Source organism: Polyangium sp. 6x1 (assembly GCF_029946515.1).
In the GTDB taxonomy this organism is placed as follows: domain Bacteria; phylum Myxococcota_A; class Polyangia; order Polyangiales; family Polyangiaceae; genus Polyangium.
Map to the genome: position 1 here is coordinate 1 of NZ_JARZHH010000039.1, position 12250 is coordinate 12250.

7 protein-coding genes are annotated in these 12250 nt (G+C 65.5%); 6 read left to right on the plus strand and 1 reads right to left on the minus strand.

The window, feature by feature from the left end:
* The 3 genes from QHF85_RS30430 to thpR all read left to right on the plus strand — a co-directional run.
* Positions 1 to 2062: glycoside hydrolase family 9 protein (locus tag QHF85_RS30430; RefSeq protein ID WP_348652774.1), on the plus strand; the 2062-nt coding region annotated here is incomplete at its 5' end.
* A 107-nt stretch (positions 2063 to 2169) separates the two neighbouring features.
* A complete protein-coding gene (locus QHF85_RS30435; protein WP_271925842.1) occupies positions 2170 to 2583 on the plus strand; it encodes a secondary thiamine-phosphate synthase enzyme YjbQ in 414 nt (137 codons plus the stop codon).
* A 7-nt stretch (positions 2584 to 2590) separates the two neighbouring features.
* A complete protein-coding gene (thpR, locus tag QHF85_RS30440; protein ID WP_281330868.1) occupies positions 2591 to 3175 on the plus strand; it encodes an RNA 2',3'-cyclic phosphodiesterase in 585 nt (194 codons plus the stop codon).
* 24 nt (positions 3176 to 3199) lie between these two features.
* On the opposite strand, the gene QHF85_RS30445 is transcribed toward thpR, so the two are convergent.
* The gene (locus QHF85_RS30445; RefSeq protein ID WP_281330869.1) at positions 3200 to 4180 is read right to left on the minus strand and encodes a hypothetical protein; all 981 of its coding nucleotides are present in this window, start codon (positions 4178 to 4180) and stop codon (positions 3200 to 3202) included.
* Between the two features lie 386 nt (positions 4181 to 4566).
* On the opposite strand from QHF85_RS30445, the gene QHF85_RS30450 reads away from it, so the two are divergent.
* The 3 genes from QHF85_RS30450 to QHF85_RS30460 all read left to right on the plus strand — a co-directional run bounded on the left by QHF85_RS30450 (position 4567) and on the right by QHF85_RS30460 (position 12243).
* The gene (locus QHF85_RS30450; protein WP_281330870.1) at positions 4567 to 7752 is read left to right on the plus strand and encodes a PAS domain S-box protein; all 3186 of its coding nucleotides are present in this window, start codon (positions 4567 to 4569) and stop codon (positions 7750 to 7752) included.
* A 235-nt stretch (positions 7753 to 7987) separates the two neighbouring features.
* The gene (locus QHF85_RS30455; RefSeq protein ID WP_281330871.1) at positions 7988 to 9070 is read left to right on the plus strand and encodes an efflux RND transporter periplasmic adaptor subunit; all 1083 of its coding nucleotides are present in this window, start codon (positions 7988 to 7990) and stop codon (positions 9068 to 9070) included.
* Between the two features lie 2 nt (positions 9071 to 9072).
* A complete protein-coding gene (locus tag QHF85_RS30460) occupies positions 9073 to 12243 on the plus strand; it encodes an efflux RND transporter permease subunit (RefSeq protein ID WP_281330872.1) in 3171 nt (1056 codons plus the stop codon).
* Positions 12244 to 12250: the final 7 nt, after the last annotated feature.

Here is a 12250-nt window from a genome sequence, read left to right on the forward strand (position 1 = left end):
CGGCGCGGGCGCCACCGGCGGCATGGGCGGCGCAGGCGCCACCGGCGGCATGGGTGGCGCAGGCGGCGCGGGCGGCTCCGGCGGCGCGGGCGGCGCCGGTGGAATGGGCGGTTCGGGCGGCGCCGGTGGAATGGGCGGTTCGGGCGGCGCGGGGGGAATGGGCGGCGCCGGTGGAATGGGCGGCGGTGGCGGTGCCGGCGGTGGAATGCCCCAGGTGAAGCCGCCGGTCAGCCCTTACATCGTCGTCGATCAATTCGGATATTTGCCGACCGGGCAAAAAGTTGCGGTGGTCCGGGATCCGCAAAATGGATTCGACGCCGCGGAGTCGTTCGCGCCGGGGGGCACGTACGCGCTCGTGAACGCGCAGACGGGCGCGCAGGTCCTCACGGCCGCGCCGACGGCCTGGAAGAATGGCATGGTCGACGCCTCGTCGGGCGATCGCGCCTGGCATTTCGATTTCTCGTCGGTGCAAACGTCCGGCACCTATTACGTGCACGACACGAGCAGCGACGTGCGCTCCCACGAATTCCGGATCGCGACGAACGTGTACCGCGACGTGCTCAAGGCCGCGGTGCGCACGTTCTTCTATCAGCGCGCCGGGGTCGCGAAGAGCGCCCAGCACGCGGGCGCTGGCTGGGCGGACGGCGCGAGCCACGTGGGCCCGGGGCAAGACAAGAACGCCCGGCGTTACAATGCGCCGAACGACGCGTCGACGGAGCGGGACCTCTCCGGCGGCTGGTATGACGCGGGCGATTACAACAAGTACACGAACTGGCACGCGCGGTACGTGACGAGCCTGCTCATGGCCTACGACGAGTCGAAGGCCGCGTTCACCGACGATTACGGGATCCCCGAGTCGGGCAACGGCGTCCCCGACGTCGCGGACGAGGCGAAGTTCGGCATGGACTGGCTCATGAAGATGCAGAACACCGCGAACGGCTCCGTGCTGAGCATCGTGGGCGTCGGGCACGCGAGCCCGCCGTCCGCGGCGACGGGCCCAAGCCGGTACGGCACGGCGAGCACCTCGGCCACGCTGAGCGCGGCCGCAGCGTTCGCGTATGGCTCGCTCGTCTTCCGCTCGCTCGGCGGATCGTTCACGGCCTACGCCGACGACCTCGTCGCGCGGGCCGAGAGCGCCTGGGCTTGGGCGAACGCGAACCCGAACGTGACGTTCAACAACAACGACGGCGCGAACGGCTCGCAGGGCCTCGGCGCGGGCCAGCAGGAGACGGACGATTATGGCCGCCTCTCCAGAAAGGTCGAGGCCGCCGCGTACCTCTTCCACGCGACCGGCAAAGCCACCTACCGCCAGTTCTTCGATGCGAACTACGCGCAGATCCACTTGCTGCAATGGAACTTCGCCTACCCGTTCGAGGCCGAGCAGCAGGACGCGCTCCTTTATTACACGAAGGTGCCTGGCGCCACGCAGGCCGTCGTGACCGCGATCAAGAACGCCTACAACGGCGCGATGGACGGAAACGAGAACTTCGGGGCGATCAGCGGCGAGTCGGACCCGTACCGCGCGTACATGAAGGACTACGTCTGGGGGAGCAACGGGACGAAATCGCATCAGGGCAACATGTACGCGGACATGATCGTCTACGGGATCGACCCGGCGAAGAACACGGCCGCGGAGCGAGCGGCGGCGCGGTACATCCATTACATCCACGGCACGAACCCGCTCGGGCTCGTGTACCTCTCGAACATGGGCGACGTCGGCGCGGAGAACAGCGTGAACGAGTTCTACCATTCGTGGTTCGAGAACGGGAACGCGCAATGGGATCGCGTGGGCATGTCGACGTACGGGCCGGCCCCGGGCTTTTTGGTGGGCGGACCGAATCCGAGCTACGACTGGGACGGCTGCTGCCCGAACAACTGCGGCAGCGCCCAGAACAACGCCGTGTGCTCGTCGGAGACCATCACGCCGCCGAAGGGGCAGCCGGCGCAGAAGTCGTACAAGGACTTCAACACGAGCTGGCCGCTGAACTCGTGGTCCGTCACCGAGAACTCGAACGGCTACCAGGTGGCGTACATCCGGCTGCTGTCGAAGTTCGTGAAGTGACGACTCGTTCAACGCTCGGGGGCTACGCTCGGACGAGCCGAGCTACGCCCCCAACCCCCCTCCCCTCTTGACGCTCCCCGCCCTCCGCGCGACGACGATCGCCGCACATGCGATCCGTCACCGAATACCTCTGGTTCGAGACCAAGCAACGGCGCGAGCTCGTCAACATCACCGATCGCGTCGAGACCATCGTCTCCGGCAGCGGCATCGCCGAGGGCATGGTCCTCGTCAGCGCGATGCACATCACGGCGGGCGTCTTCGTGAACGACCACGAGCCCGGGCTGTGGGAGGACATCTGGTCGTGGCTGCAGACGCTCGCCCCGGCCGGCCCCGATTACAAGCACCACCGGACCGGCGAGGACAACGGCGACGCGCACCTCAAGTCGATCCTCGTCCACCACCAGGTGATCGTGCCCATCACGAAAGGAAAGCTCGACCTCGGCCCCTGGCAGCAGATCTTCTACGCCGAGTTCGACGGCCAGCGTCGCAAGCGCCTGGTGGTCAAGGCCATGGGGGAGTGACGTGACCGTGGGGACGAGGCGCCTCTTCCTTGCCGTCGATACCGGCGCGGAATGCCACGCGCGGATCATTGAGGCCGTGAGCCGGGCGCGCGCGCACGCCCCGCGGGCGCGATGGGTGCGGACGGAGGGCATTCACGTGACGCTCGTGTTCCTCGGCGAGGTGGACGAATCGCTCGTCCCCGCGGTCGTGGCGAAGGCGGAAGGCGTCGCGGCCCGGCACGCGCCTCTCACGCTGCGATTCGAGGGCGCCGGGTGCTTCGGCGGGCGAAAACCGCGGGTCTTGTGGATCGGGGTCGGTGGCGACGTACCGGCGCTCGGGCTCGTGCAAAAAGAGCTCTCGGAGGCGCTCATGGAGGTCGGATACGTGCCGGAGGAGCGGCTCTTTTCGCCACACCTCACCCTGGCCCGCGCCGGCTTCGGCGGCACGGACGCGGGCCTCTGGGCGGCGGCGCGGGCGCTCGCGGCAGAATCGTTCGGCGAGGTGACCGTGCGAGAGCTCGTGCTTTACGAGAGCGTGCTTTCGGCCGCGGGCGCGCGGTACGAGGCGGTGGCGCGATTGCCGCTCGGCGGGGCGCCTGCGCCGCTCCATTGACGGACGTCGTCCGCGCTGCGGGCTTTACTTGATGATGCCGGGATCCTCGATGTCGAAGCAGGTGACCTGCGTGGACACCCATTTGATGGCGTTGAACCAGAACTGCGGCACCTGGAAGACTTTGTCGGCTGTTTTCCAGTACCCCGCGGCGTTGTCGTAGCACGGATCGTTCGGGTTCGGCGGCTGCTGGGGCGCGCCGAGCCATTGACTCGAGTACGTGACCCATTCATCCGCGAACACGAAGACCCGGCCCTTGTCGACCTCGATGGCGACGCCGAATTTCGTCCCGCCTTCGCCCGCGACCACCACGCCGCCGCTGCTGTTGATGGAGCGCCCGTGGAACGCGCCGACTTGCTTGATGTTCGCCGAGATCGGGCTCTCCGGGGAGAACTGCGCCATCGGGACCGAGTTGCCCCAGCAATAACACGGGACGCCGCCGGGGCAATTGCCCAGGATATCGTCCTTGTTGTAGGACGCGCCGGCGAAGGCGAGGAGCTCGTTCGTCGGGTCGACCTCGCCTGCGTCGCCGCCGTAGCCCGTGAGCGTGATGAGGCCGCCGCCATTGCTGACCCAGCTCTTGACGGCGTCGATCTCCTCCGGGCTGAACTTCCAGAAGGGCCCGTACTCGCCGTCCTCGAGGGCCTGCAGGATGATGACATCGTATTTCGCGAGGAGCTCCGGCGTGAGCGTCGTGCGCTGCTGGTAGAGGTCGACGGAGGCGCTGCTCTTGTCGTTCAGCCATTGCAGGAAGGCGTCGGTGTTGTCCATCCCGACGCCGTAATGGGCAGGCTTTCCGAACGAAGCGATGTTGATGCACGTGCAGTTCCCTGCGTCGTCGCACTCCGCGGGCTTGCCGCCGCCCTGTCCCCCGCTCCCGGAGCCCCCGGCAGGAAAAATGATGCCCCCGCCCTGACCACCCCCGCCTTGGCCGTTTCCACCCTGCCCTCCTCCCGCCGTCCCCCCGGTTTGTGCCTTCTCACCGCCGCCGCCAGCGCTGCATGCCATGACAGCAGAAAATGAGCATACCGATACAATGAGGATCCATCGCGCCCAATGCATCATCATAGCAGGCGCGTGCGTCCGGCTTATGTCAAGCAATTTCCGAGAGTGCAGGGGTTTCCCTGCCGAGCAGCCGCGACGATTCCCCGCTCGACGAGGTCGACGCGAGCGCTCGCCCGCGCCGCTCCATTGACGGACGTCATCCCACCGGACGCAGCCGCGTCGCGCCGGAGCTCGCCCGCAGGCCGGACGATTCTTGCTTGCCATCGTGCGACGGTCGCATTTTCTTGCAATCTATCGCACCAAGAATAACCCGCAGGGTGAGGGACCCGCGCAGCTGGGGCGCCGCCATGACGGATCGGAAAAACGCGCCGTCATCGTCGAAATCGGAAATGTTCAATCGGGAATCTCTGTACCGGTACGCCGTCGCCATCGCCGTGACCGCGGGAGCCGTGGGGCTCTGCATGAGCTTGCAGGCCGTCCTCGGCGCGCCTGCGCTCCTGCTCCTGCTCGTCCTCGCGGTGACCGCCGCGGCGCACGGCGGCGTCGGCCCCGGGCTCACGGCCGCGGGAATGGCAGCCCTCGCCGGCATGTATCTGCTCGACCTGCTCGAAGGCCTCGCCGTCGCCCTGTTCCTCGCGGTCGGGCTCGTCGTCAGCATCCTCGGCGAACGCATATGCCGGTCCGCCGCGGCGAGCCGCCGAGCGGATGCCGCCTTGGAGCATCGAATCACCGAACGCACGGCCGAGCTCGAATCCCTGTTCGCGCATGCGCCGGTCGGGCTCGCCTTCTTCGACCGAGAGGGACGATTTTTGCGCATCAACGGGTGGCTCGCCGCGAGCAATGGCCTGCCCGTCGAGGCCCACCTCGGCCGCTCCGTTCAGGAGGTCCTGCCCCACATCACCGTCACCTCGACGCTGCAAGACGTCCTCCGAACGGGCGAGCCGATCTCGAACGTGGAAATCAGCGGGGAGACGCCGGCCCAGCCCGGAGAGCGCCGCCATTGGCTGACCGCGCTCTTTCCGGTCCAGGCGCCCGACGGAACGGTCGCCTCGGTCGGCGCCGTCATCCTGGAGGTCACCGAGATGAAGCGGGCCGAGGAGCAAGCGCGGGCGCGCGCGCACCAGCAGGCGGCCGTGGCCGCGCTCGGGCACATGGCGCTCCTGGAGAGGGACGTCGAGCGCATCATGAATCGCGCCGTCGAGCTCGTCTGCGAGACGCTCGACATCGAGCTATGCAAGGTCCTGGAATTATTGCCCGGCGGGCAACGGCTCTTGCTCCGCGCCGGCGTGGGGTGGGCGACGGGCCTCGTCGGGCACGCCACGGTGGGGACCGATCGGGACTCGCAGGCCGGATACACGCTGCAATCGAAGGGGCCCGTGATCGTCGAGGACCTGACGACGGAGCCGCGCTTCCGCGGGCCGCCGCTCTTGCACGATCACGGCGTCGTCAGCGGGATGAGCGTGACGATCACCGGCGAGCACGATCGACCTTACGGCGTGCTCGCCGCGCACACGCGGCGAAAAAGGACCTTCACCCGCGACGACATCACCTTCCTCGAATCCATCACGAACATTCTGGCGGCCTCGCTCCGACAGCGGCAGGTCGAGCGAGCCCTGCGCGAGGGCGAGGAGCGCTACCGCCTGCTGGTCGAGGGCGTGCGCGATTACGCGATTTACATGCTCGACCCCGAAGGCCGCGTGGAGAGCTGGAATGCCGGCGCGGAGCGGCTCAAGGGCTACACGGCCGCGGAGGTCATCGGCCAGCATTTCTCGCAGTTTTACCCCCCCGAGGACGTCGCCCAGGGCAAACCGGAGCGATCTCTCATCCTTGCAGCGAAGCACGGGCGCATCGAGGAGGAGGGGATTCACGTCCGCAAAGACGGCACGCGCTTCTGGGCGAGCGTCGTCCTGACCGCCCTGCGGGACGAGACCGGCGCGCTGCGCGGATTCTCGAACATGACGCGCGACGTGACGGAGCGAAAGCAGGCCATCGAGGCGGCGCGGGCCGCGGCGGCGCGCCTCCGGGCCATCGTGGACACCGCCGTCGACGGGATCATCACCATCGACGAGCGCGGCACGATCGATACGACGAACCCCGCGGCCGAGCGAATGCTCGGGTATGGCGCGGACGAGCTCGTCGGCCGGAACGTCAAGACGATCATGCCCGAGCCCTACCGGTCCGAGCACGACACGTACCTCGCGAATTACCTGCGCACGGGCGTTCGAAAGGGGCGACGAAAGGACGGGGCGGAGTTCCCCATCGAGCTGGCCGTGAGCGAGTTCTTCGTGGGCGAGCGGAGGTTCTTCGCGGGCGTCATCCGCGACATCACCGAGCGGGCGGCGGCGGAGGCGGAGCGCGAATCGCTCCTCGTGAGCGAGCGGGCCGCGCGGAGCGAGGCCGAGCGGGCCAACCGGATGAAGGACGAGTTCCTGGCGACGATGTCGCACGAGCTCCGGACGCCGCTCACCCCCATTCTCGGGTGGATCGAGCTCCTCCGCACGCCCGCGCAAGCCCCCCAGAACCTGGAAAAAGGTTTGTCGGTCATCGAGCGCAACGCCCGCCTGCAATTGCAGCTCATCTCGGATCTGCTCGACGTGAGCCGGATCGTCTCCGGGAAGCTGCGCCTCAACGTGCAGCGCGTCGATCTGCCGAAGGTGATCGACGCGGCCATCGAGTCGGTTCGTCACGCCGCCGAGGTGAATGGAATCGCGATTCGAGCCACGTACGATCCGGCGGATACGGCCGTGATGGGGGATCCGGATCGCCTGCAGCAGGTCGTGTGGAACCTGGTCGCGAATGCGATCAAATTCACGCCCAAGGGCGGCCGCGTGGACGTCAGGCTTTCACGGATGAACACCCATTTCCGGCTCGCGGTCACGGACACGGGACAAGGAATCGCTGCGGAGTTCGTCCCGCTCCTCTTCGACCGATTCCGTCAAGCCGACTCGTCCACGTCGCGCCGCCACGGCGGGCTCGGCCTCGGGCTCTCGATCGTCAAGCACCTGGTCGAGCTCCACGGCGGGAGCGTGCGCGCGGAGAGCGCGGGAATCGGAAAAGGCGCGACGTTCGTGGTCGACCTGCCGACGATGCCCGCGTTTGCCCCGGGCCCCGAGCACGACGCGCTGCCGCTCGTCTGGCCAAACCTCTCCCGCGCGCCCGTCGCCGATACGACGAACCTGGAGGGGATTCGCGTCCTCGTCGTGGACGACGAGCCGGACGCGCGGGAGCTCGTCGAGCGATTGCTGGAGGATCGTCGGGCGAAGGTGATCACGGCGGCCTCGGCGTTCGAGGCCCTCGATCTCCTGGCCAATCCGGAAAACGAGCCGGACGTGATGGTCAGCGATCTCGGCATGCCCGGGATGGATGGATTTGCCCTCATTCGAGAGGTCCGCGCGCGCAGCGCCGCGAGGCTCGGCAACCTGCCCGCCGTCGCGGTGACGGCATTCGCGCGCCCCGAGGACAAAGCGCGATCCCTGGAGGCAGGCTATGACGCGCACGTGACGAAGCCGATCGATCCGCTCGGGTTTGTCGCGACCGTCGCGCAATTGATGAAGAGAAAACGGACGCTTTCGTAGGGGAGAACGCCGCCCCGGGCAAACGGTCAGGGAGCGGCGCCACCCGAGGCCCGCTGTTGCTCTTTATTCCCGCGCGATGCGTTTTTGTTGGCACGGCTCAGGGCACACGAAGCTCTCACCGCGTGACCCAAACAACAAACCCGCGACGGATCAAGTATGTTGTAAACGGATACAATAGAAAACTTTTTTCACGCGTGGATGGAACCGCGGCGGACGTCGTGCCGACTCATCTGCGATGAACCGACCCCCCACGCCCTTCATCTTGCTGGCCGCCTTTTCGGTGGTGGGGTGCCACCACGAACATCAAGAACACCCGGAACAAGGCAAGTTCCTCGTGACGAGCCCTCTTCGGAAGGACACCGAGCTCACCCGGGACTACGTCGCACAGATCCGCGCAATCCAGCACATCGAGCTGCGTGCTCTCGAAAAGGGCTACCTGCAAGGGACCTTCATCGACGAAGGCCATCAGGTCGAGAAGGGCGCGAAGATGTTTCAAATCATGCCCATGATTTACCAGGCGGAGGTGCAGAAGGCGAACGCGGAGGCGGAGCTCACGGCGATCGAGCTCAAAAATACGAAGCTCCTCGCCGACAAGAACGTCGTGTCCCCCAACGAGCTCGCTTTGGCGAAGGCGAAGCTCAGCAAGGCGAGGGCCGAAGTGGCGCTCGCGGCGACGCACAAATCGATGACCGAGATACGGGCGCCGTTCGACGGCCTCGTCGGGCGATTTCAGGTGCGGATGGGCAGCCTGGTCGACGAGGGGGAGCTGCTCACAACGCTCTCCGACAACAGCAAGGTCTGGGTGTACTTCAATGTCAGCGAGGTGGAGTACCTCAAGTACGAGTCCCAGCCGGACCATGAGAAGACCACCACGGTGAAGCTCCAGATGGCGGATGGCCAGATCTTCGATCAGCCCGGCACCGTGGAGACCATCGAGGCCGATTTCAACAACGAGACCGGCAATCTCGCGTTCAGGGCCACGTTCCCCAATCCCAAGGGGCTGCTCCGGCACGGCGAGACGGGGAAAATCTTGATGGAGGTGCCGCTCAAGCACGCGCTCCTCATCCCGCAGAAGGCCACCTTCGACGTGCTGGACAAGAAGTTCGTCTTCGTCATCGACGAAAAGAACGTCGTCCACTCGCGCCCCATCACCATCGCCGCGCAGCTGCCGCAGGTCTTCGCGGTCGCGAGCGGCCTCGAAGAAAACGACAGGATCCTCGTGGATGGCCTGCGAAAGGTCAGGGACGGCGTCACGATCGAGGTCGATTACAAGGAACCCTCCGACGTGTTCGGGCACCTGGAGGTGCATGCGGAATGAGCATGACGTCCAAATTCATCCATCGCCCGGTCATGGCGATGGTCCTGTCGATCGTGCTCGTGTTCCTTGGCATCCTCGCCATGCGATCGCGCCCGGTCTCGCAATTTCCCGAGATCTCGCCCCCTCGCGTCATGGTCTCGCTCACGTTCCCGGGTGCGAGCGCAGACGTCCTCGTCCAGTCCTCGATCATCACCCTGGAGCGCGCGATCAATGGCGTTCCGGGCATGATTTACATGATCTCCGACGCGACGAGCGCCGGCGAGGCGACGATCCAGGTCGTGTTCAAGCTGGACGCCGACCCGAACGAGGCCGTCGTCAACGTCAAGAACCGAATCGATCAGGTCATCAGCCGACTTCCGGCGCTCGTCCAGCTGGAGGGCGTCGTCATGAATCGCGTGCAGCCCAGCATGCTCATGTACGTCAACCTCTACAGCGAGGAGAAGACGGCCGATGAGAAGTTTCTTTACAACTTCGCCAATGCCAACCTCCTCCCCGAGCTGAGCCGCGTCGACGGGATCGCGCAGACCCGCATCCTCGGCTCCCGGCAATACGCCATGCGCGTCTGGCTCAATCCGGACAAGATGCGGGCGTACAAAATCTCGACCGATGACGTGATGAAGGCGATCAGCGAGCAAAGCGTGATCGGATCGCCGGGACGTCTCGGGCAGGCCACCGGCGTCACGGCGCAGTCGCTCGAATACGTTCTCACCTACGAGGGCAGGTTCAACAAGCCCGAGCAATACGAGAAGATCATCCTCCGGGCGAATGAGGACGGCGAGCAGCTCCGCCTCGGGGACGTCGCGAGGGTCGAGCTCGGGAGCGAGTTCTTCGATATCTATTCCAATCTCGATGGTCACCCCTCCGCAGCGATCGTGCTGAAGCAGACCTACGGCAGCAATGCGAGCGAGGTCATCGAGAACGTCAAAGCCAAGCTGGAGGAGCTCAAAAAGACCTCGTTCCCTGCCGGGATGAATTACGAGATCAACTACGACGTATCGAGCTTCCTCGATGCGTCGATCGAGAAGGTCCTCCACACGCTCGGTGAGGCCTTCCTCCTCGTGTCGCTCGTCGTGTTCCTCTTCCTCGGCGACTGGCGCTCGACGCTGATCCCGGCCCTGGCGGTTCCCGTCTCGCTCGTCGGGAGCTTCCTGTTCATGCAGATGTTCGGGATCACGATCAACCTGATCACGCTCTTCGCGCTCGTCCTCGCGATCGGCATCGTCGTCGACAACGCGATCGTCGTCGTCGAGGCGGTCCACGTGAAAATGGCGGAGGAGGGATTGTCGCCGTACAACGCCGTCAAGAAGGTCCTCGGCGAGATCAGCGGCGCCGTCATCGCGATCACGTTGATGATGACCGCGGTCTTCGTCCCTGTCGCGTTCATGACCGGGCCGGTGGGCATCTTCTATCGCCAGTTCTCGATCACGATGGCCTCGTCGATCGTGCTCTCCGGCGTCGTCGCGCTGACCCTGACGCCCGTCCTTTGCGCGATGATCCTGAAGAATACCCACGGGCAGCACAAGAAGCGGACGCCGATCAGCATCTTCCTCGACGCATTCAATCGCTATTTCGAGGTCGGGACGAACGTCTACGTCCGCGCGCTCCGGAAGGTGGTCAATCGACGGGTCGTCACCTTCGGTATCTTGGCCGCTTTCGGCTTCGGCATCCTGCAATTGAACCGGGTCGTCCCTGCCGGCTTCGTACCCAACGAGGACCAGGGCATGATCTACGCGATCATCCAGACGCCCCCGGGCTCGACGCTCGAGCAAACGAACCACGTCTCGCGCGAGTTGCAGGACATCGCAAAGAGCGTGGACGGCGTCTCCTCGGTCTCCTCCCTCGCCGGTTACGAGATCCTGACCGAGGGACGCGGCTCGAATGCGGGGACCTGCCTCATCAACCTCAAGCCGTGGTCCGAGCGCTCGCGCCCCGTGACCCAGATCATCGAGGAGCTCGAGCAGAAGGCGAAGGACATCGGCGCGATCGTCGAGTTCTTCGAGCCGCCGGCCGTCCCGGGTTACGGCGCCGCGAGCGGCTTCTCGCTCCGCCTCTTGGACAAGAACAACGAGACGGATTACCAGGACTTCGATCGCGTCAGCAAAGAGTTCATGGATAACCTGCGGAAGCGAAAGGAGCTGACCGGACTCTTCAGCTTCTTCGCCGCCGATTATCCGCAGTACGAGCTCGAGATCGACAACGAGCTCGCCATGCAGAAGGGCGTCACGATCAAAAACGCCATGGATAACCTCAACATCCTCGTCGGCAGCACCTACGAGCAGGGGTTCATCCGCTTCGGCAACTTCTTCAAGGTTTACACCCAGGCGGCGCCGGAATATCGCCGGTTCCCCTCGGACCTCATGAGCATGTACGTCAAGAACGAGAAGGGCGAGATGGTCCCGTACTCGGCGTTCATGAAGCTGAAGAAGACGCAAGGCCCGAACGAGATCACGCGCTTCAACATGTACAACTCCGCAGCGATCCGCGGCGGTCCGGCCAAGGGATACACGAGCGGAGATGCAATCGACGCGGTCCGGGACGTCGCCGCGAAGACGTTGCCGCGCGGCTACGACATCGCGTGGGAGGGCCTCTCCTACGACGAGGCGAAGCGTGGCAACGAGGCCATTTACATCTTCCTGGTCGTCCTCGCATTCGTCTACTTGGTGCTCGCTGCCCAATACGAGAGCTTCATCCTCCCGCTGGCGGTCATTTGCTCGCTCCCCGTCGGCGTGCTCGGCTCCTTCCTGATGCTGAAGCTCCTCGGCCTGGCGAACGACATCTACGCCCAGGTTGGGATCGTCATGCTGGTGGGCCTCCTCGGCAAGAACGCGGTCCTCATCGTCGAGTTCGCCGTTCAGGCACACCGCGACGGAGCGTCGGTGCTGGAGGCGGCCATTCAGGGAGCGAAGGCGCGCTTCCGCCCCATCCTGATGACATCCTTTGCCTTCATCGCGGGCCTGATTCCGCTCGTCGTCGCGACGGGGCCGGGCGCCATCGGCAACCGCACCATCGGCGCGTCGGCGCTCGGTGGAATGCTCTTCGGCACCGTCTTCGGCGTGATCATCGTGCCGGGTCTGTACTTCATCTTCGGGACGATCGCGGAAGGCAGGAGTCTGATCCAGGCCGAAGAAGACGAACCCTTGACCGAAAATGTGACCCACTATGCGGAAGGGTAGGCGTCGC

Bases quoted from the DNA above. Each gene is read 5' to 3' on its own strand.
- QHF85_RS30460 (WP_281330872.1), top strand. From the start codon at position 9,073: ATGACGTCCAAATTCATCCATCGCCCGGTCATGGCGATGGTCCTGTCG.
- QHF85_RS30445 (WP_281330869.1), bottom strand. From the start codon at position 4,180: ATGGCATGCAGCGCTGGCGGCGGCGGTGAGAAGGCACAAACCGGGGGG.
- QHF85_RS30450 (WP_281330870.1), top strand. From the start codon at position 4,567: ATGTTCAATCGGGAATCTCTGTACCGGTACGCCGTCGCCATCGCCGTG.
- QHF85_RS30455 (WP_281330871.1), top strand. From the start codon at position 7,988: ATGAACCGACCCCCCACGCCCTTCATCTTGCTGGCCGCCTTTTCGGTG.
- QHF85_RS30435 (WP_271925842.1), top strand. From the start codon at position 2,170: ATGCGATCCGTCACCGAATACCTCTGGTTCGAGACCAAGCAACGGCGC.